The organism is Aeromonas tecta (assembly GCF_000820185.1).
Lineage (GTDB): Bacteria > Pseudomonadota > Gammaproteobacteria > Enterobacterales > Aeromonadaceae > Aeromonas > Aeromonas tecta.
In genome coordinates this window covers 76,381-96,698 of record NZ_CDCA01000019.1, presented here as the reverse complement: position 1 = coordinate 96,698, position 20,318 = coordinate 76,381, and the positions used below count along the sequence as shown (strand labels likewise).

Genomic DNA, 20,318 nt, shown 5'->3' with positions numbered 1-20,318 from the left:
TCAGCAATGAGATACTGACGAGGGCGTTAGCCGGGCTCGGCCGAGTTTTAGAGGGTCTGACCGCAGTTGCTGGAGGTTAGAAGCTGGCGGGGGTATTGGCGGAAATCAGCACGCACTCCTGCTCGCCGACGTTGCGAAAACGGTGCGGGGTGCGGCTGTCGAAGTAGTAGCCATCCCCCGGCGTCAGCAGGTGGATCTGCTCGCCGACGGTGACCTCGACCTGGCCCCGGATGACGATGCCGCACTCTTCCCCTTCGTGGCTCAGCATGTCGTCGCCGGTGTCGGCGCCGGGGGGAAGGATCTCTTGCATCATGCCGATGGCACGGTTGGCGCGGCTGTGGCCGACCAGTCGGTAGCTGATGGGGTGGGTGCCGAGATCCGGCATGTCATCCGCACGGAAGATCACCTCGGAATCCATCTCCGTCTCATCGGTGAAGAAGCTGGCGAGCGACATGGGAATGCCTTCCAGCACCTTGCGCAGTGAGGCCACCGAGGGGCTCACCTGATTTTTCTCGATCTGGGAGATAAAGCCGTTGGTCACACCAGAGCGCTTGGCCAGCTCGCGCTGGGAGAGGGCTGCCTTGGTGCGAACCGCCTTGAGGCGGTGACCGATATCCATCGATAGACACTCCTTGACTGTTTACTATTATTAAAATTGTGTTAAATATCTTATACCACCCCGAGGGGGTGACACCAAGCCGGGGCGATAAAGAGCCCCTTTTTATGGATTCAGGTGTTTAATTTAATAGGCATAAGCCAAGCGTTACTAAACGCCTTAAGGATGAGGTGACCATGAAACCGATCAGCGACATCAATACCCCCGACATGTCCGCCTTCTGGATGCCCTTCACCGCCAACCAGCAGTTCAAGGCGGCGCCGCGCATCCTGAAGTCGGCAGAGGGGATGTATTATCACTCAGAGGATGGCCGCAAGATACTGGATGGCACCGCCGGACTCTGGTGTTGCAACGCGGGTCATGGTCGGCGCGAGATTGCCGAGGCGGTCTCCCAGCAGATCTCCCACCTCGATTTCGCCCCTACGTTCCAGATGGGCCACCCGCTGCCGTTCGAGCTGGCCAACCAACTGGTGGAGATAGCCCCCAAGGGCTTCGGCCACGTCTTCTATACCAACTCCGGCTCAGAGGCCGTGGACACGGCGCTGAAAATGGCGCTGGCCTGGCAGCGGGCACGCGGTCAGGGCACCCGCACCCGGCTGATTGGCCGTGAGCGCGGCTATCACGGGGTGGGCTTCGGCGGTATCTCGGTCGGCGGCATTCCCGGCAATCGCAAGTGGTTCGGTTCCCTGCTCGGTGGGGTGGATCATCTGCCCCACACCCTCAACATAGGGAAAAATGCGTTCACCAAGGGGTTGCCAGCGGAAGATCTCAGTCTGGCCGATGAATTGGAGAAGATTGTGTTCCTGCATGACGCCAGCAACATCGCCGCCGTCATCGTCGAACCTATCGCCGGCAGCACCGGTGTCATCATGCCGCCAAAGGGCTACCTCAAGCGGCTGCGTGAGATCTGCACCAAACACGGCATCTTGTTGATTTTTGATGAAGTGATCACCGGCTTCGGCCGACTGGGGGCCCCCTTCGCCGCCCAGGAGTTCGATGTCATGCCCGACATGATCACCTGCGCCAAGGGGCTCACCAACGGCGCCATCCCCATGGGAGCCGTGTTGGTACGCGATGGCATCTATAACGACATGATGGCCGCCGGCAAAGGCGCCATCGAGCTGTTCCACGGCTACACCTATTCCGGTCACCCGGTGGCCGCCGCCGCGGGTCTGGCGACCCTGGAGATCTACCGCAACGAGAACCTGTTCAGCCGCGCCGCCGATCTGGCGGGTTACTGGGAGGAGGCGGCCCATTCCCTCAAGGGCTGCAAGCATGTCAAAGACGTGCGCAACTACGGTCTGGTGGCGGGCATCGAGCTGGAATCCCTGCCCGATGCGCCGGGCAAGCGTGCCTACGAGGTGTTCGTGCGCTGCTTCGAGAAGGGGGCCCTGATCCGGGTCACCGGCGACATCATTGCCCTGTCGCCACCGCTCATCATCGAGCGCAGCCAGATCGACGACCTCTTCACCCTGCTGCAGGATGTGTTGCAGACGCAGGACTGATTTTTTCACCAGATTGCAGGGTGCCCGCCGTTGCGGGCGCCCTCTTCCTGCGTCTGCGCCAGCAAGCCACGCAGGATCGAGACGGATACCCCATCACGGAGGATTTATGACATACCGGGTTAGCAACTTCATCGACGGCGAGACCATAGAGAGCCGCAGCGAGCGTTTCGGCGCCATCTTCAATCCGGCCACCGGCCAGCAGCAGGGTCAGGTGGTGCTCAGTACCGCCGCCGAGTGCCAGGACGCCATCGCCAGCGCCGAGCGCGCCTTCGCCGACTGGTCCCAGACTCCACCGCTGGTGCGGGCCCGGGTGATGTTCCGCTTCAAGGAGCTGATGGAGCAGCACAGGGATGAGCTGGCCAGGCTCATCAGCCGCGAACATGGCAAGGTGTTCTCCGACGCCCAGGGTGAGCTGACCCGGGGTCTGGAAGTGGTGGAGTTTGCCTGTGGCATCCCCCATCTGCTGAAGGGGGAGCACTCCCTCAACGTGGGCCGCGGGGTCGACAGCCACTCCATGATGCAACCTGTCGGGGTCTGCGCCGGTATCACGCCGTTCAATTTCCCGGCCATGGTGCCGCTCTGGATGTTCCCGGTGGCGCTGGCCTGCGGCAACAGCTTCATCCTCAAGCCCTCCGAGAAGGATCCGTCCCTCTCCCTGCGCATGGCCGAGCTGCTCAAGCAGGCGGGTTTGCCGGACGGGGTGCTGAACGTGGTCAACGGCGACAAGGAGGTGGTGGACGTGCTGCTGACCGACCCGCGGGTGGCTGCGGTGTCGTTTGTCGGCTCCACTCCCATCGCCCAGTACATCTATGCCACCGCCTCGGCTCACGGCAAGCGGGTGCAGGCCCTTGGCGGCGCCAAGAACCACATGCTGGTGATGCCGGATGCGGATCTCGATCAGGCAGTCTCCGCCCTGATGGGCGCGGCCTATGGCGCGGCCGGCGAGCGCTGCATGGCGATCTCGGTGGCCCTGGTGGTCGGCGATGACACCGCCGATGCCCTGGTCGCCAGGCTGTCGCCGCTGGTGGCGGCGCTGCGCGTCGGCCCGGGGCTGGGTCAGAGCCCGGAGAACGAGATGGGACCGCTCATCAGCCGTGAACACCTGGCCAAGGTGCGTGGTTATGTGGATCAGGGGGTGGCCGAGGGCGCCGAGCTGGTGGTCGATGGCCGCACCCATCACAGCGATGAGGGCTACTTTATCGGCGGCAGCCTGTTCGATCGGGTGAGCCCCGAGATGCGCATTTACCGGGAGGAGATCTTCGGCCCTGTGCTGGTCATAGTGCGGGCGCCGGACTATGAAACCGGACTCAAACTCATAAACGAGCACGAGTATGGCAACGGCACCGCCATCTTTACCTGCGACGGCGACACCGCAAGGGACTTCACCACAAGGGTACAGGTCGGTATGGTAGGGGTGAACGTACCCATCCCGGTGCCCATGGCGTTTCACAGTTTCGGTGGCTGGAAGCGATCCATCTTCGGGCCGCTCAACATGCACGGGCCGGATGGGGTGCGTTTCTACACCCGGATGAAGACGGTAACTGCCCGTTGGCCCCAGAGCCTGCGTGCCGGCGCCGAGTTCTCCATGCCGACCATGAAATGACAACCATGCAGTAGCTAGCCCAGGCATGGCCCGGCGGAGGGATCCGCCGGAATGCCCCGCTATCCCTGTGAAGGAGTAACAGATGCGACTGGGAATTCTCGATTGTGACCGGCTGGACCCCGATTTGGTGGGTGATTTTGGCCCCGTTTACTCCGAGATGTTTATCAAGGGTTTCCGGGCGCTGGCCCCGGCGCTGGAATACAGGGTCTGGTCGGCCCTCGACGGCGAGCTGCCAGCGGACTTTAGTGAGTGCGATGCCTGGCTCATCACAGGTTCGCGCCACGATGCCTACAGCGATCTGCCCTGGATCCTGGCGCTGCGCGAGTGGATCCGGCGGGCCCACGATGCCAACGTCAAGCTGGCCGGGGTCTGCTTCGGCCATCAGGTGATCGCCCAGGCACTGGGGGGGGAGGTGATGAAGTCCACCAAGGGCTGGGGGCTCGGCGTCTCGGTGCACCCCATGCAGGCGGCAAAAGCCTGGATGCAGCCGGAGCTTGAGACCATCCGGATCCTGGCGAGTCACCAGGATCAGGTGGAGCAGCTGCCGCCGGGGGCGACCCTGTTGGCGGGCAACGATTTCTGCCCCAACTTCATGTTCTTGCAGGGAGATCACATCGTCGCCATTCAGGGGCACCCGGAGTTCTCGGTGGAGTACAACCGGGCGCTGATCGAGCGGCGCCGGGACCGGCTGCCCGATGAGCATTACCAGAGCAGCCTCTCTTCCCTCGAGGGGGAGGTGGATTCGAATACCATGATGCAGTGGCTGTTGCAGTTCCTCGGCATACTGCCGGTCGGGGCCCCATTGCGCTGAAGCACGTTTGTCATATCCCCCCTGCAGATGCTAGATTTTGTAGCAAAATGAAGGATCAAGCGGTGATATGCCAAGTTCGGGTGATACACTGGCCGCCATCTGTGGCGGCCTTGTCCATCTGATAAACGTCATCTGACGGCAGCCGCGCCAGCCTGTGAGGGTGCAATCTTGAAACTACAGCAGTTGAAGTATCTGATCGCGGTGCGGGACCACAATCTCAACGTTTCCGTTGCTTCCGATGCGCTCTATACCAGCCAGCCTGGGGTGAGCAAGCAGATCGGCTTGCTGGAGAGCGAGTTAGGGGTGCGTATCTTCGAGCGACGGGGCAAGCACCTGCATCGCATCACCCCGGTGGGGGAGGAGATCATCAAGTGTGCCGAGGCCATGCTCAACATCGAGGGCAAGATCAAGGCCATCTCCCGCGAGTATCTGGATCCGACCGTGGGCACGCTCAACATCCACACCACCCACACCATAGCGCGCTACCTGCTGCCCAAGAGCGTCACCTATTTCACCAAGAAGTACCCCAAGATCTCGTTCCATCTGCATCCGGTGATGTCGGCCAACAGGGAGCAGATCAGCAAGGGCTATTCCGATTTTTCCATCGTGGCCCACGAGATTGGCTTCGACAAGGAGCTGATCGCACTGCCCGCCTACCTCTGGACCCTCTCCTTGGTCGTGCCGCAGGATCACCCGTTGGCCAAGGTGAAGAAGCCGACCCTGGAGCAGCTCTGCCAGTACCCCATCCTCAGCTACGAGAGCGGCGCCACCGGGCGTCAGGTACAGGATCAGGTGTTCCAGGCCGCCGGTCTCACCCCTAATTACTACATGACGGTGATGGACGCCGGCGTCATCAAGCGCTACGTCGAACTGGGCTTTGGCATCGGCATCATCTCCTCCCTGGTGGCGAACGATCACGATGCGCCTGGCCTCGTGGCCATCAATCTGGAGTACCTGTTCAACCCCTGCCCGGCCCAGCTCTGCTTTAGCAAGAGCATACTGTTGCAGAACTACATGTACGACTTCATCAGCTCCTTCTCGCCGCACCTCACCAAGGAGGTGATCCAGAACGTCATGCAACAGCCAACCCAGGCGCGCATCGACGAGCTGCTGGCCGGGGTGGAACTGCCCGTCTATTGAGTCACATCGCATCATCGGCCCGAGGCTGATGATGCGGTCACCGGGGCCCTGCCTGGGCCCTTCCTGCCGAGGTACCCATGTCCCGCATCCTGCTGCTTGCCAATCTCAACTGTGACCATGTGCTCTCCCTGGCCGAACCGCTGGTGGCGGGGGCGCGCCTACAGTATGTGGATCAGGGGCGCAGGCTCGGCGGCGGCGCCGCCAACACCGGCATCGGCCTGGTGTGGGCGGGGCACGAGGTCACTATCGCCTCACGGGTCGGGCTGGACGAGACCGGTGACTGGCTACTGGATCAGGCGGCCAGTCATGGCCTGGATTGCACCCATGTGGAGCGCTTCGGGGGGGAGACCGGTGAGCTGCTGATCCTGGTGGACTCCACCGGTGAGCGCACCATCTTGCGGCGGCCGCGTCGCCCGGATCTGCCCGGCGACGTGCCGGTGGAGGGGGTGGATTGTCTCTACGTGAACTATCCCGGCACAGCCATCATCGGCTACATGCGCCAGATGCTCGGCAAGAGTTTCGTGGTGGCCCAGTACCCCAAGGGCGGTCAGGCTCGTCGTCCCTGCCACGTGCTGGTGGCGTCGCGCTCCGATCTGGCGGAGGTGAGCGATCCCTGGCTGCATGCGCGCCAGCTCGCCGGTGATCAGCTTGAATGGCTTGTGCTGACCGAGGGCAAGGCGGGGGCCGTGGCCATCCACGGCGAGGAGCAGATCCGGGTGGCGGCGCGGCCGGTGTCGGTGGTGGATACTACGGGGGCGGGAGATGCCTTCGCCGGCGGTCTCATTCACGGTCTGGCGCGGGGCATGGCTATCAAGGACGCGCTGCAATGTGCGGTGGACTGGGCCGCCTTCGCGGTGGCCTCGGAGAGCTCCATTCCCTCCCAGGCCCTGAAAAACTGGCTCAGATAGCCCCATTGAAGGCAGCGGCTCCACTCTACAACTCCTCTTTTCGGGTCGATCTCTTCGTGCTGGCTGGCGGGATTTAGCCGCCAGAAATGGCCAAAACCTCGCGCCAACCCTGCAAGTTTGCGATCAATCAAAGAAAGTGTCGATTTATGTGCATCTTCATCGACACCCGTTCGGGCTGCTCTTAACCTTGTCACTCCACGACTCGGCTCAAGATGCGGATCCGGTGCGGGCGCACGCGCAATCCCCATCCCCTGGCCCCTGGTTGTCGTCCTGATTTCTGACTTGTAGTAAGAGGCAAGTGCGACCATGCAACTGACACGATTTACCGACTACGCCCTGCGTACCCTGACGTTTCTGGCGATCCAGCCAGGTGATCGCCTGTCGACCATCACAGAGGTGGCCGATACCTTCGCCATCTCCCGCAATCACGTGGTCAAGATAGTGCATCAGCTCGGCATCAAGGGTTACATCGAGACAATACGTGGCAAGCATGGCGGCATTCGCCTCGGTCGCTCCGCGGTCTCCATCAACCTGCGCGACGTGGTGATGGACATGGAGCACGTGCTCTGTCCGGTGGACTGCAAACGCGAGAACTGCCGTCTCTCCGGTGGCTGCCGCATCCAGGGCATCTTGCGCCGCGCGATGAACGCCTTTCTCGAGGTGCTGGGGGAGTACACCCTGGCGGATGCGGTGCGAGATCCCACCCGGTTATGCCATCTGCTTGGCATAGAGCAGGACAATATCCTGACGATGGCCTGAGGGTCATGACTATGAAAGGGCCCCTCGGGGCCCTTTTTGCTGTCTGGAGGCGGCAGGGCCGATTTGAATGCGTGACACCGCCGGGGAGTGTGGATCTTCGGACTATAAGAGCAGTCAGTGTTGGGGGATCAGGGTGATGGCTCCGTGCAGGCAGGCGAGACCGCAGGCGCCGCAACCATCGCAGGCCGCCATGTTGACGCTCACCCCCTCGCTGCTGGCCTTGATCGCCTGCTGGGGACAGGCATCCTCGCACAGCAGGCAGTAGAAGCCCTGACGGGCCTGGCAGCTTTCCTCGATCCTGACCCGGGTCTGTACCTGACGGCCGAGTTGCAGGTCCAGTGCCCCGGTGGGGCAGGCCCTGGCGCAACTGCCGCAATAGCTGCACTGACCGCAGGCGAGATCCAGCACCGGGGTGCCGGCGATGGGGGTGCCGTCGTATTCCGGCTGGTCGGCCGGTTTGAGCAGGCCGTTGGGACAGGCCTTGAAGCAGTCGCCGCAGCGGCTGCAGAGGGAGAGAAACTGCGACTCTTCGATGGCCCAGGGCGGGCGTGCCTCATGGCAAGTCACGGCCGGTTTTGCGGGACTCCCCAGTGCGTGCATCAACCAGCGACAGAAATAATGCGTCATGCCTACCCCTAATACCTATTAGGGGTTAATTTTAGCGAGATTCCCGCCGGCAAGCCAGAGAATAGCGCGACACAGGATCGCAAGCCGGGTTGGCCTTGTGTAAGCTAGGCAGGTCTTTTTGCGTGGTTGAACATACACATGTGGTTATTTCTTTGGCGTGCCTCCCTGCTCTATGTGTTCCCGCTGCTGATGTGGGCCTACTGCCACATCAAGGGGATTGAGTTCGCCGAGCTCGATACCGGGGTCAATAGCCACAAGTGGGTGGTGTTGGCCGCCTACCTGCTCTATGCCCTGATCTGGCTGCTGCTCAACCGCTATCTCGAGCTGTTCTTGCGCCAACGGAGCCGTCGATGATCGCGATGGGTGCCTGGCTGCCTGCGCTGCTGGCGGGGCTGCTCGCCCTGGGCCTCGGCTGGCTGGTGGGGCGCCGGGCGGCTCGTGAGCAGACACTGCTCACCGAGGAGCGTTATCAGGCGCTGCAAGACCGATTCGACGAGCTGCAGGACGAGAAGATGCTGGGCCAGCAGAAGCTGGAGCAGCAGCAGACCCTGCTGCTCAAGCTCACCGCCCGCCTCAAGGATGCCGAGGCCACCCTGCGCAGCGAGCGCCTCGCCAGCGCCGAGAAGCTGCAGTTGCAGCAGCAAGCCGAGGCTCGCCTCAGCCAGCAGTTCGAAAACCTCGCCAACCGAATTTTTGAACAAAACTCCGGCAACTTCCGCGAATTGAACCAGAACAGCCTGGATCTGCTGCTAACGCCGCTCAAGGAGCAGTTGGAGGGCTTTCGCCGCCAGGTGGGGGAGACCCATGCCCAGGAGACCGCCCAGCGCCACAGTCTGAAGTTCGAGCTGGAACGCCTCGCCGAGCTCAACGCCCGCATGACCGAAGAGGCGGCGGCGCTGACTCGCGCCCTCAAGGGAGACAGCAAGCAGCAGGGCAACTGGGGTGAGGTGGTGCTGGCCCGGATCCTGTCCGAGTGCGGCCTGCGGGAGGGTCACGAGTACCACACCCAGGTCAACATCGAGGTGGAGAAGAACAAGCGCTACCAGCCGGACGTGATAGTTCACCTGCCCCAGGAAAAAGACATCATCATCGATGCCAAGGTGTCGCTGACCGCCTACGAGCGCTGGTACAACAGCGACGACGAGCTGGCCAAGGCGGTGGCGCTCAAAGAGCACGTCGCCTCGGTACGCAACCATATCCGTGAGCTGGGCCGCAAGGATTACCAGCAATTGCCCGGGGTGCGGACCCTGGACTATGTGCTGATGTTCGTGGCGGTGGAGCCCGCCTTCCTGACCGCGGTGGAGACGGATCCCTCACTGGTGCGCTACGGGCTGGATCACAACATCCTGCTGGTGAGCCCCACCAACCTGATGGTGGCGCTGCGCACCATCGAAAATCTGTGGCGCTACGAGCGCCAGAACCAGAACTCGCGCCAGATAGCGGAGCGGGCAGGGCGGCTCTACGAGAAGCTGCGGCTGTTCGTGGAGGAGATGCAGCAGATGGGGGGCAGCCTGCACAAGGCGCAAGAGAGCTACGACAAGGCGATGGGCCGGCTGGTCAACGGTCGTGGCAACCTGATTGCCCAGGCCGAGCGTTTTCGCGAGTTGGGGGTGGAGGTGACCAAACCGCTGCCAGAACCGCTGATCAATCGCGCGCTGGAGCGGGAAGACCAGGCCGAGTAGCGCCTCGCCATGCAGTACACATCATGAAGAAGGGCAGCCCAGGGGCTGCCCTTCTTGTTTCCTCGTTTGTTACCGCAACCTGTCGGCCGTAGGTTTGATTAGCCGTGCAGCGGCGTCATCAGCCGTTGCGGCTACTGCTTCCAGAACGAGGGGAAGAAGATCACCGCCACCGTCAGGATCTCGAGCCGTCCCAGCAGCATGCCAAACGACAGTATCCACTTGGCCGAGTCCGGCAGCACGGCGAAGTTGGTGCTGGGACCGATGACCGGGCCCATGCCGGGACCCACGTTCGCCACCGCCGTGATGGAGCCCGAGATGGCGGTCAGGGGATCCAGCCCGATGGCGGCGAGCAGGGCGGCGATAAACAGGATGACGGCGAAGTAGGCCAGCACGAAGGAGATGAGAGAGCGGATGATGGCGTCGTTGACCGGCCGGCCGTTGTATTTTTGCGGGAACACCGCCGAGGGGTGCATCAGCTGGCGCATCTGTTTCTTGAACAGGGAAAAAGCCACCTGTACCCGGAAGATCTTGAGCCCGCCGGCGGTGGAACCGGAGCAGGCACCGAGGGCCAGCAAGATGATGAAGATGATGCTGGTGAGCGGCCCCCAGGCGCCAAAATCACCGAGGCCGAAGCCGGTGGTGGTCAGCACCGAGACGATGTTGAAGCAGCTGATGCGCAGCGCATCCATGAAGCCGTAAATATCTCTTACCCAGAGATAGAAGGTGACCACTACCGTCACCCAGACCACCAACCAGAAGAAGCCCTGCACCTGGGCATCCTTGAGCAGGCTGTTGTCACGGCGTGACAGCGCCTGCACATAGAGCAGGAACGGCAGGCCGCCGAGGAACATGAACAGGGTGCCAATCCAGTGCGCCTCGTGAGAGAAGTGGGACATGGACTGATCCGAGGTGGAGTAGCCGCCGGTGCTGAGCGTCGTCATGGAATGGTTGACTGCCTCGAACAGGGTCATGCCGCTCACCCAGTAGGCGAGGAAGCAGAGCATGGAGAGCACCAGATAGACCACCACTATGTTGTTGGCCACCGTCCTGGCCCGGGGCGCACTCTTGTCAGACCAATCCGAGCTCTCGGTCTGGAACAGCTTCATGCCGCCGACGTTGAGGTAGGGCAGCACCGCCACTGCCATCACGATGAATCCCACCCCGCCGAGCCATTGCAAGATGGAGCGCCACAGCAAGATGCTGTGGGCCATGCCATCGAGGCCGGACAGCACGGTGGAACCGGTGGTGGTGACCCCGGACATGGTCTCGAAATAGGCGTCGGTGAAGTTGATGTGGTTGATGAAGACGAACGGCAGGGCGCCGAAGATACAGGCCACCACCCAGACCGAGGTGGTGAGCAGAAACATCTCCCGTACCCCGAGGTGAAACTCCGCCTTGCGGCCATAGTGCAGACAGAGTAGGGCGGCGCTGTGGGTGATGAGCACGGATTTGAGAAACTCAACGAAGCCCTCGGAGCCGCTAAGCAGCGCCAGCAGGGTGGGCAGCCACATGAACAGAGCCAGCTTGGAGAGCACCAGGCCGAGGGTGAAGACGATGGGACGCAGCTTGATCATGCAGGATAACCTGGTCGTTGATTAACAAAAGACCCGGACGATTCTCTGTGAATCGGTCCGGGTCTGGTTGTTGTCGCCTGTCGCATGGCAGGTTAGAGGAAGAAAGGACTTGGCTGGAACAAACGCTCCACTTCCGGGATGTATTTCTTGTCCACCAGGAACATCACCACGTGGTCATCCTGCTGGATCTGGGTCCGATCGTGGGCGATCAGCACCTCGTCACCCCGTACCACGGCGCCTATGGTGGTGCCCGGCGGCAACTTGAGCTCACCCACCGTCTTGCCCACCACCTTGGAGGTGTTCTCATCCCCGTGGGCGATGGCTTCGATGGCCTCGGCCGCGCCACGGCGCAGGCTGTAGACGTTGGCGATGTCGGCACGGCGCACATGGGTCAGTAGGGCCGAGATGGTGGCCTGCTGCGGTGAGATGGCGATGTCGATGGAGCCGCCCTGCACCAGATCCACGTAGGCGCCGCGCTGGATCAGCACCATTGTCTTCTTGGCGCCCATCTTCTTGGCGAGCAGGGCCGACATGATGTTGGACTCGTCCTCGTTGGTCACCGCGATGAAGACGTCGATCTGATCGATGTGCTCCTCCGCCAGCAGCTCCTGATCCGCCGCATCGCCACAGAAGACGATGGTGTTCTCCAGGATCTCCGAGAGCTGCTCGGCCCGCTTCTGGTTGCGCTCGATAAGCTTCACGCTGTAACGCTTCTCCAGCTGACGGGCGAGGCCGGCCCCGATGTTGCCACCCCCGACGATCATGATGCGGCGATAGGGACTCTCGAGGCGCTGCAGCTCCGACATCACGGCCCGGATGTGGCCGGCGGCGGCGACGAAGAACACCTCGTCATCCGCCTCTATGATGGTGGTGCCTTGCGGACGGATGGAGCGCCCCTGGCGGAAGATGGCGGCGACCCGGGTCTCGATGTTGGGCATGTGATCCCGCAGGGTAGACAGCGCATTGCCCACCAGCGGGCCGCCGTAGTACGCCTTGACCGCCACCAGACCCACCTTGCCACCGGCGAAATCCACCACCTGCAGCGCGCCCGGGTACTCGATGAGGCGACGCACATAGTCGGTCACCAGCTGCTCGGGGGCGATCAGGTGATCCACCGGCACGGATTCCGGCAGGAACAGCCGGTCCCGCTCCACCAGATAGGCCGGGGAGCGAATACGCGCCACCTTGTTCGGGGTGTTGAACAGGGAGTAGGCCACCTGGCAGGCGATCATGTTGGTCTCATCGCTGTTGGTGACCGCGACCAGCATGTCCGCATCCTGGGCGCCGGCTTCCCGCAGCACCCTGGGGTGGGCACCGTGGCCGTTCACCACCCGCAGGTCGAATTTGTCCTGCAGCTCCCGCAGCCGATCGCTGTCGGTGTCGACTATGGTGATGTCGTTGTTCTCGCCGGCGAGGTTCTCCGCCAGGGTGCCGCCGACCTGACCTGCGCCAAGAATGATGATTTTCATAGAGAAATCTTGCTCAAGGTTGGTTCGAAACGAGGGCGCCCAATGTGGCGCCCCGACCCCTCAACTACCGCTTACTGCTTGATCAGCTTGGCGTAATAGAAGCCGTCCATCTCCGCCTCGCCGGGCAGGAACTGGCGACCCGGATTGGCCGGGGTGTCCTGCTGGTGCAGGGGCACCAGACGGGCGTCCTTGGTGTCGGCCAGGAAGGCACGGATCTGATCCCGGTTCTCTTCCGGCAGTACGGAGCAGGTGGCGTAGAGCAGGGTGCCGCCGCTCTTCAGTTTTCCCCAGAGTGCATTGAGGATGCGGCGCTGCAGCTCGGCCAGTTCGCGGATGTCCTGATCCCGACGCAGCCACTTGATGTCCGGGTGGCGACGGATGACGCCGGTGGCGGAGCAGGGAGCGTCCAGCAGGATCCGGTCGAACTGACCCTCTGGCCACCACTGCTCGGGGGTGCTGGCATCGCCGTGGATGACGCGGGCCTCGAGGCCGATGCGTTCCAGGTTCTCCCGCACTCGCTTGAGGCGATTGTCGTCGGCATCGACGGCGACCACGCCAGCCAGCTTGGGTTGCAGTTCCAGCAGGTGAGCCGTCTTGCCACCGGGGGCGGCGCAGGCATCCAGCACCCACTCACCCGGCTGCGGGTCGAGCAGGCGGGCGGCTTGCTGGGCGGCACCATCTTGCACCGAACAGTCACCCTGCTCGAAGCCGGGCAGCTTGGTCACGTCGCAAGGGCGCTCCAGCAAGATGCAGTCATCCCCTTCCTCACCGGCCACCGCGTTGATGCCGACCTCGGCCATGCGGGCCAGCATCTGCTCGCGGCTCTGGCGCTGGCTGTTGTTGCGGATCCACATGGGGGGACGCTGGTTGTTGGCCTCCATGATGAACTCCCAATCTTCGGGATAGGCCTGGCGCAGCCGCTTGGTGATCCACTCGGGGTGGCCGAGGCGGATGCTGGGGACGCGGTCGATGCGCAGCAAGATGACTTCGGCACTGCGCTGGAAGTTGCGCAGCACGCCGTTGATGAGGCCGCGCAGGGAGGTGCCCTTGAGCAGTTTGACGGCGTTGACGGTCTCGGCCACCGCGGCGTGAGCCGGAATGCGGGTGTAGATGAGCTGATAGAGACCGACCAGGATCAGATAATGGAAGATACGGCTCTTGTTCTTGAGCGGCTTGTCCATCATCTCGCTCACCGCCGCATCGAGGCGGGGCAGCCAGCGCAGGGTGCCGTAGCAGAGTTCTTGCAGGAGGGCGCGGTCGCGAGGGGCGACCTTCTCCTGGGCAGCAGGCAGAACAGCGGAGAGGGATTGGCCCTGATCCAGCACCTGTTGAATAACGAGAGCGGCCTGTGCACGTGTTTTCATAATGTTACCTTAGATGCGCAAGTCGGGGCCTGGGCCCCGCTTGGTTCATTTCAATTGCGTGCCGGGTACAAACCAGTCGCGGCGAGAGTTGAGCAGATCCGAGGCGGACATGGCCTTCTTGCCGGGAGGTTGCAGAGCCAGCAGACGCAGCACGCCCTTGCCGGTGGCGACGTCGATACCCTGCTTGTCGGCCTTGAGCAGAGTGCCCGCCGTCTGGCCGTGCTCAGTGTCGATGACCTCGGCCTGCCAGACCTTGATGGTCTGCTCGGCCACCTCGAACCAGCTGATGGGCCAGGGGTTGAAGGCGCGGATGCAGCGCTCGATGGCGGCGGCGTCCATGGACCAGTCGATGCGGGCCTCCTCCTTGGAGAGCTTCTGGGCGTAGTTGGCCAGCGCATCGTCCTGCTCTTCTGCGCGCGCTTCACCGGCAGCCATGGCATTCACCGTATCGACCAGCGCCTGGGGACCCAGCTCGGCCAGCTTGTCATACAGGCTGGTGGAGGTCTCGTCATGGGCGATGGGGCAGGTGACCTTGCGGATCATGGCGCCGGTATCCAGCCCCACATCCATCTGCATGATGGTGACGCCGGTTTCGGCATCGCCCGCCCAGATGGAGCGCTGGATGGGCGCGGCGCCGCGCCAGCGCGGCAGCAGGGAGCCGTGTACATTGATGCAACCGAGACGCGGGGTGTCGAGCACCACTTTCGGCAGGATCAGGCCATAGGCCACCACCACCATCAGATCGGCGCCAAGGGCAGCGAGCTCGGCCTGGGCTTCTTCATTGCGCAGGGAGGCGGGCTGATAGACCGGCAGATCGTGGGCGAGGGCCAACTCCTTGACCGGGCTGGCGGTGAGCTTCTGGCCACGGCCTGCCGGCTTGTCGGGCTGGGTGTAAACGGCGACGACCTCGTGGTCGGAAGACAACAACGCCGCCAGGTGACGGGCGGCGAAGTCGGGGGTACCGGCAAAAATGAGTTTCAGCTTATTCAATGGGGCAGATCCTCAGAGGGCTTTGCGATCTTCACGGGCCATTTTTTCCAGCTTCTGACGAATGCGCTGGCGCTTGAGTGGGGACAAGTAATCCACAAACAGCTTGCCGACCAGATGATCCATCTCATGCTGAATGCAGATAGCGAGCAGATCGTCTGCTTCCAGCTCGAATGGTTTGCCGTTGCGATCCAGTGCCCGTACCTTGACCCACTCGGCGCGCGGCACCAGGGCGCGGCTACCGGGGACGGAGAGGCATCCCTCTTCGATGCCGGTGCTGCCGGATTGTTCCAGGATTTCCGGGTTGATCAGTACCAGCTGATCCTCACGGTCTTCGGAGACGTCGATCACTATGATGCGCTGATGGATGTCGACCTGAGTCGCGGCCAGGCCTATGCCTTCCTCCGCGTACATGGTTTCGAACATATCATCTACAATCTGTTGTAACTCGGGTGTAATGGTCTCGACAGGGGCTGCGATAGTACGCAGACGCTCATCGGGGAAACGCAATACATCTAGAATGGCCATAATTTTTTCTTTAGTTTCGTATAAATGCAGTCAATATTGACGTAATTCTAGTCATTTACGCCGACAAAAAACAGCAACACTTTGCGAGCAGAAATAACAGGGAGTGTTATGTATCTGAAGCAAACCATCTTCGCCTGCCTGGCGGTCACTCTGGCTGGTGGTGCCCTGGCGGCGCCGCTGACGTTAAAAGCCGGTCATCCCGAGAACTATGTCGTCCAGAAGGGGGATACCCTCTGGGACATCTCGGGCCAGTTTCTAGCCGAGCCCTGGCTCTGGCCGCGGCTCTGGAACATCAATCCACAGATTGCCAATCCGCACTGGATTTATCCCGGTGACGTGCTGCAATTGAGCTGGGTCAACGGCGAGCCTCGCCTTGGCAAGGCCAGCCAGGGAGGCAAGCAGGTCATTCACCTATCCCCCAAGAATCGCTATGAGAACAAGGCCAGCCCGATCCCGACCCTGCCGCTCAGCGAGATAGGTCCCTTCTTGCAGACCGATCATATTCTGGCCGACAGCCAGCAGGCCAAGGCTCTGCCCTATGTGCTCGGCAACAACGAGCGCCATGTCGGCATGCTGGAGGGGGATGTTCTCTTTGTGCAGGGTTCGTTGACGTCCGGTCAGGACTACGGGGTTTATCGCCCTGGTGTCACCTACAAGGACCGAAAAACCGGGGAGCTACTCGGTCAGGAAGCCATCTTTGTCGGTACGGTGCGGGCGGAGGAGCGGCTGGCCAATAACAGCACCCGAGTTACGCTGACCCACAACCGACGCGAGGTGTATCAGGGTGACAAGGTCATCCCCTTGCCGCCGCAGGAGAGCCTCACTGCCGTCTTCATGCCAAAGGCGGCACCCGCCATATCACCTGGCTATGTGATCGAGTTGCCGAGCAAGGCCCGTGGGGGTGGCAAGTTTGACGTTGTGCTCATCAACAAGGGGTTACGGGATCAGGTCTCACCCGGCGATGTGCTGGAGATCCAGCGCCCCGGCGCCAAGATGGTGGACAAGAATGGTAAGGTGTCATACCGCGAATATGCCTCCGTCTATGACAAGGCATTCTATTCCGCTGGCAAATCATCCCTGCCGACCGAGGCCGTGGCCAGGGTCATGTTGTTTAAGGTGTATGACAAGTTGAGTTATGGCCTGATCCTGCAGAGCCAGGAAATGGTCGGTTCGGGTTATCAGGTCAACAACTTCTGACGTGTCGCCTCCACTCGAACGACTCGCATTGTGGCTGACACTGGACGCGGTGGTGGGGATAGGCCCCGTCACCGCATCCCGCCTGTTGGGCCGCTTTGAAGGCGACATCGTCGCTCTGTTTGGCAGTGAGGATGGCCGGTTACGGGAGCTTGGCCTCAGCGAGGCCCAGATCCGGCAACTCAGGTGGCCAGGACCCGAGGTGGAGCAGGGTCTGTATTGGGCAACCGGATCGGATCACCATCTCATCAGCCTGGATTCACCGCATTATCCCACCCTGTTAAGAGAGATACCCGCCGCCCCCTTGCTCCTCTATTGCCGTGGTGCGCTCGATGCGTTGGCACTGCCACAGCTGGCAATGGTGGGCACGCGTCACCCCACCTATGCCGGCAAAGATAACGCCGCTCGTTTGTGCGCCGAGCTGGTGGACAACGGGCTGGCCATCACCTCGGGGTTGGCGTTGGGCATCGACGGGGTTTGCCATCAACAGGCGTTGGCTACGGGCGGCGTGACCCTGGCGGTATTGGGATCCGGGCTCGACTGCCTCTATCCGAAGCGCCATCAGGGTCTGGCCATGCAAATCCTGGAGAGTGGCGGCCTGCTTGTCTCGGAACTGGCACCGGACAAGGGGCCGCTGGCCGAACATTTCCCCCGTCGTAATCGCATCATCAGCGGCTTGTCGCTGGGGACGCTGGTCATTGAGGCGACCGAGCAGAGCGGTTCCCTCATCACGGCCCGCTACGCACTGGAGCAGGGGCGCGAAGTCTTTGCCGTCCCCGGCGCCCCTCAGAATACGCAGGCGCTGGGTTGCAACAGGCTGATCCAGCAAGGTGCCAAGTTGGTCCTAACCGCGGCCGATGTCATGGAGGAGCTACCTGCAATAGCGGCGCAAGTGAGAGCGGTCACTGCTTCGTCCGAGCCTTCGGATAATAGCGAATTGCCTTATGCCGATTTGTTGGATAACGTAGATTATGAAGCCACGAGCGTGGATACCGTTGCCGAGCGGTCCCGGCTTCCTGTCGAGCAAGTGCTTGGCAGGTTGGTAGAGCTGGAGCTGGCCGGTGCAGTGATGGCGGTAGCCGGTGGATACGTCAGAACGAGGAGGGCGAATCATGTTTGATGTATTGATGTACCTTTTCGAGACCTACATCCACAGCGATGCAGATGTGATGGTCGAGCAGGATGAACTCACCGACGAACTGAGCCGGGCCGGTTTCAATCAAGAGGAGATCGAGAAGGCGCTCAACTGGCTGGAAAGGCTGGCCAATCTGCATGATAGCGAGCGGGAGGTGTATGTCACCGCCAGCGCGCAAGGCTCGATTCGGATCTATGCCCCGCAAGAGCTGGCGCGTCTCAGTACCGAGTGCCGTGGTTTCCTGCTGTTCCTGGAACAGGCTCAGGTGCTGAACGCCGAGACCCGCGAGATCTGTATCGAACGCCTGCTCGAACTGGACAAACCGGATATCGAGCTGGATGACCTCAAATGGGTAGTCATGATGGTGCTGTTTAACGTACCGGGCAGTGAAAATGCCTACCAGCAGATGGAAGAGCTGGTGTTTGATGAGTCAGACGGCGTCATCCACTGACAGTCCGGTGCCGCGCTGGTAGAATTCAGACCATCTGGATTTCAAGGCGCGGCCCATGTCAAAGATCGATCATCACCTGTTTTCTGCCCACGAACCTGCGTTCGAGCGAGAACCCTGCCCGCAGTGTGGTGCCGAGCTGGTGATCCGCCAGGGTAAACATGGCCCCTTTCTGGGCTGTTCTGCCTATCCTGCCTGCGACTATATCCGCTCCCTGACTCCCTCCGGTCGCGACATCGAGAAAATACTCGAGGGATCTGCCTGCCCGGATTGCGGTCAGCCGCTGGCGATCAAGAAGGGGCGCTACGGCCTGTTCGTCGGCTGTACCCAGTATCCGGCCTGTCAGCACATCGAATCCCTGCAGGAGCGTGACGATACCCAGATCCTCTGTCCCGAGTGTGGCAAGGGGCACCTGGTGAGCCGCACTTCCCGCTATGGAAAGCAGTTTTATTCCTGTGATGATTATCCCCATTGTAAATATGTGGTTAATGACAAGCCGATCTCGATGCCGTGCCCCGAATGTGGCTGGGGCATCATGGTGGAGAAGAAAGTGAGGGGAAATCTACGCTGGATCTGCCCGCAAAAGAAATGCGGCCATCAGAGCGAGCAGGTATAATCCCGCCGCCGTAACCAAATTGAAACGTTTTCGGCGAACTTCAACCCCCCACTTGGAGTAAGGAAATTCCCACCATGAATAAACCCTTTGTTGCCGTATTGATGGGCTCTGACTCAGATTTCCCCGTGATGCAATCCACCCTTGACGTCCTCAAGACCTTTGATATCACCGTGGAAGTGAAAGTTACCTCCGCGCACCGTACCCCGGCCGCGACTCATCAGTATGTCACCGATGCCGAAGCCCGTGGTTGCAAGGTCTTCATCTGTGCCGCCGGGCTGGCCGCCCACCTGGCCGGTGCCGTTGCTGGCATCACCACCCGTCCCGTGATCGGGGTGCCCATCGATGGCGGCCCGCTCAAGGGATTGGATGCACTGCTCTCCACCGTGCAGATGCCGGGTGGCGTACCAGTAGCAACCGTGGCCATCGGCAAGGCTGGCGCCAAGAACGCTGGCTATCTGGCTGCCCAGATGCTGGCCGTGGCCGATGACGCTCTGGCCGCCAAGGTGCGGGCCGAGCGCCAGAAGAATGCCGAAGAAGTGATGGCAAAGGATGCCGCCCTGCAGGCTCAACTGCTCAAGTAAGCGATGAGGCGGCAACCAAGCTGAGATGTCGTGCCTTTCCCTGTGTCATGGGAAGTACAGACTTGCCTCAGTGGTTGCCGCTCTCACAGGCTCAACGTCAATAAGTGATGAGGCGGTAGCTTGGCTGCCGCATTTTTTATGCCAAACGAATTTGAACAAGCGGTTGCCGCCCTCCGCAGTGAAGGGGTGATTGCCTATGCGACCGAGGCCGTGTTTGGTCTGGGGTGCGATCCCGACTCAGAGCTGGCGGTGCAACGCCTGCTGACCATCAAGCAGCGCCCGGTGGAGAAGGGATTGATCCTGATCGCCGCCGATATCGCGCAGTTGCAGGATTACATCGATCTGGACCAGCTCAGCGCCGAGCAGCTGGTGCGGGTTGAGGCCAGCTGGCCCGGTCCTTTCACCTGGATCATGCCCGCCCGCGCCACGACGCCAGCCTGGCTGACCGGCCGTTTCGATACCTTGGCGGTACGAGTGACGGCGCATCCCCAGGTGCAGGCCCTGTGCCGCGCCTTTGGTAAGCCACTGGTATCGACCAGTGCCAATTTGACCGGTGAAGAGCCGGCCCGCTGTACCGCCGATATCGAGGCGCCACTGGCACAGATGCTGGCTTATATTCTGCCCGGTGACGTGGGCGGTCAGGCCAATCCGTCCGAGATCAAGGACGCCAGAACCGGCGCCGTCATCCGCCCCTCCTGAAAAGGGGCGTAGCCGAAAATCACCAGGCTGCGGGCGTTGGCACTGACACCATAATAAGACGAGCGGGACAGC

Annotated in this window: 21 protein-coding genes; 14 read left to right on the top strand and 7 right to left on the bottom strand. The window is 61.7% G+C overall.

Features of this window, described 5'->3' with window-relative positions; genetic code table 11:
• Positions 1 to 76 precede the first annotated feature (76 nt).
• Positions 77 to 619, bottom strand: a complete 543-nt coding sequence (locus tag BN1137_RS04525) for a cupin domain-containing protein (RefSeq protein ID WP_050717460.1) — start codon at positions 617 to 619, stop codon at positions 77 to 79.
• 173 nt (positions 620 to 792) lie between these two features.
• Between BN1137_RS04525 and BN1137_RS04520 the strand changes: the two genes are divergently transcribed.
• The 6 genes from BN1137_RS04520 to BN1137_RS04495 all read left to right on the top strand — a co-directional run bounded on the left by BN1137_RS04520 (position 793) and on the right by BN1137_RS04495 (position 7,342).
• Positions 793 to 2,121 (top strand): omega-aminotransferase AptA, encoded by a 1,329-nt coding sequence (locus BN1137_RS04520; RefSeq protein WP_050717459.1) that lies wholly within the window; start codon positions 793 to 795, stop codon positions 2,119 to 2,121.
• Positions 2,122 to 2,227: 106 nt separating this feature from the next.
• Entirely contained in the window at positions 2,228 to 3,724 is a 1,497-nt protein-coding gene (locus BN1137_RS04515) for a CoA-acylating methylmalonate-semialdehyde dehydrogenase (RefSeq protein ID WP_050717458.1), read from the top strand.
• An 82-nt stretch (positions 3,725 to 3,806) separates the two neighbouring features.
• On the top strand, positions 3,807 to 4,535 hold the full coding sequence (locus tag BN1137_RS04510; RefSeq protein WP_050717457.1) for a glutamine amidotransferase-related protein: 729 nt from the start codon (positions 3,807 to 3,809) through the stop codon (positions 4,533 to 4,535).
• Positions 4,536 to 4,703: 168 nt separating this feature from the next.
• Positions 4,704 to 5,675, top strand: a complete 972-nt coding sequence (locus BN1137_RS04505) for a LysR substrate-binding domain-containing protein (protein ID WP_050717456.1) — start codon at positions 4,704 to 4,706, stop codon at positions 5,673 to 5,675.
• Positions 5,676 to 5,752: 77 nt separating this feature from the next.
• Positions 5,753 to 6,583: a PfkB family carbohydrate kinase gene (locus tag BN1137_RS04500; protein ID WP_050717455.1), complete on the top strand. Its 831-nt coding sequence runs from the start codon at positions 5,753 to 5,755 to the stop codon at positions 6,581 to 6,583.
• Between the two features lie 306 nt (positions 6,584 to 6,889).
• Positions 6,890 to 7,342 carry an Rrf2 family transcriptional regulator gene (locus BN1137_RS04495; RefSeq protein WP_050717454.1) on the top strand — a complete coding sequence of 151 codons (453 nt, stop codon included), beginning with the start codon at positions 6,890 to 6,892 and terminating at the stop codon, positions 7,340 to 7,342.
• Positions 7,343 to 7,456: 114 nt separating this feature from the next.
• Here BN1137_RS04495 and BN1137_RS04490 read toward each other — a convergent pair whose 3' ends face one another.
• Complete coding sequence (locus BN1137_RS04490) at positions 7,457 to 7,969, bottom strand: ferredoxin-type protein NapF (protein WP_050717453.1); 513 nt, start codon at positions 7,967 to 7,969, stop codon at positions 7,457 to 7,459.
• A 138-nt stretch (positions 7,970 to 8,107) separates the two neighbouring features.
• Between BN1137_RS04490 and BN1137_RS04485 the strand changes: the two genes are divergently transcribed.
• Positions 8,108 to 8,323 carry a hypothetical protein gene (locus BN1137_RS04485; protein WP_050717452.1) on the top strand — a complete coding sequence of 72 codons (216 nt, stop codon included), beginning with the start codon at positions 8,108 to 8,110 and terminating at the stop codon, positions 8,321 to 8,323.
• The gene (gene rmuC / locus BN1137_RS04480; protein WP_050717451.1) at positions 8,320 to 9,651 is read left to right on the top strand and encodes a DNA recombination protein RmuC; all 1,332 of its coding nucleotides are present in this window, start codon (positions 8,320 to 8,322) and stop codon (positions 9,649 to 9,651) included. Before BN1137_RS04485 ends, rmuC begins: the two co-directional genes overlap by 4 nt.
• A gap of 131 nt (positions 9,652 to 9,782) precedes the next feature.
• On the opposite strand, the gene BN1137_RS04475 is transcribed toward rmuC, so the two are convergent.
• The 5 genes from BN1137_RS04475 to def form a co-directional block, all read right to left on the bottom strand.
• Entirely contained in the window at positions 9,783 to 11,225 is a 1,443-nt protein-coding gene (locus BN1137_RS04475; protein WP_050717450.1) for a TrkH family potassium uptake protein, read from the bottom strand.
• A 92-nt stretch (positions 11,226 to 11,317) separates the two neighbouring features.
• A complete protein-coding gene (gene trkA, locus BN1137_RS04470; protein WP_050717449.1) occupies positions 11,318 to 12,694 on the bottom strand; it encodes a Trk system potassium transporter TrkA in 1,377 nt (458 codons plus the stop codon).
• Between the two features lie 71 nt (positions 12,695 to 12,765).
• A complete protein-coding gene (gene rsmB / locus BN1137_RS04465; RefSeq protein ID WP_050717448.1) occupies positions 12,766 to 14,058 on the bottom strand; it encodes a 16S rRNA (cytosine(967)-C(5))-methyltransferase RsmB in 1,293 nt (430 codons plus the stop codon).
• A 45-nt stretch (positions 14,059 to 14,103) separates the two neighbouring features.
• On the bottom strand, positions 14,104 to 15,048 hold the full coding sequence (fmt, locus tag BN1137_RS04460) for a methionyl-tRNA formyltransferase (RefSeq protein WP_050717447.1): 945 nt from the start codon (positions 15,046 to 15,048) through the stop codon (positions 14,104 to 14,106).
• Positions 15,049 to 15,060: 12 nt separating this feature from the next.
• On the bottom strand, positions 15,061 to 15,573 hold the full coding sequence (gene def, locus BN1137_RS04455) for a peptide deformylase (RefSeq protein ID WP_050717446.1): 513 nt from the start codon (positions 15,571 to 15,573) through the stop codon (positions 15,061 to 15,063).
• Between the two features lie 108 nt (positions 15,574 to 15,681).
• Here def and BN1137_RS04450 point away from each other — a divergent pair, with 108 nt between their 5' ends.
• The 6 genes from BN1137_RS04450 (at position 15,682) to BN1137_RS04425 (ending at position 20,246) form a co-directional block, all read left to right on the top strand.
• Entirely contained in the window at positions 15,682 to 16,770 is a 1,089-nt protein-coding gene (locus BN1137_RS04450; RefSeq protein ID WP_050717445.1) for a LysM peptidoglycan-binding domain-containing protein, read from the top strand.
• A gap of 1 nt (position 16,771) precedes the next feature.
• Positions 16,772 to 17,887, top strand: coding sequence for a DNA-processing protein DprA (gene dprA, locus BN1137_RS04445; protein ID WP_050717444.1), 1,116 nt, complete (start codon positions 16,772 to 16,774; stop codon positions 17,885 to 17,887).
• Positions 17,880 to 18,353 (top strand): DUF494 family protein, encoded by a 474-nt coding sequence (locus BN1137_RS04440; protein WP_050717443.1) that lies wholly within the window; start codon positions 17,880 to 17,882, stop codon positions 18,351 to 18,353. The genes dprA and BN1137_RS04440 overlap by 8 nt, the downstream gene beginning before the upstream one ends.
• Positions 18,354 to 18,408: 55 nt before the next feature.
• Positions 18,409 to 18,966, top strand: a complete 558-nt coding sequence (locus BN1137_RS04435) for a DNA topoisomerase family protein (protein ID WP_050717442.1) — start codon at positions 18,409 to 18,411, stop codon at positions 18,964 to 18,966.
• A 74-nt stretch (positions 18,967 to 19,040) separates the two neighbouring features.
• Entirely contained in the window at positions 19,041 to 19,547 is a 507-nt protein-coding gene (purE, locus tag BN1137_RS04430; RefSeq protein WP_050717441.1) for a 5-(carboxyamino)imidazole ribonucleotide mutase, read from the top strand.
• 138 nt (positions 19,548 to 19,685) lie between these two features.
• A complete protein-coding gene (locus BN1137_RS04425) occupies positions 19,686 to 20,246 on the top strand; it encodes an L-threonylcarbamoyladenylate synthase type 1 TsaC (RefSeq protein ID WP_050717440.1) in 561 nt (186 codons plus the stop codon).
• Positions 20,247 to 20,318: the final 72 nt, after the last annotated feature.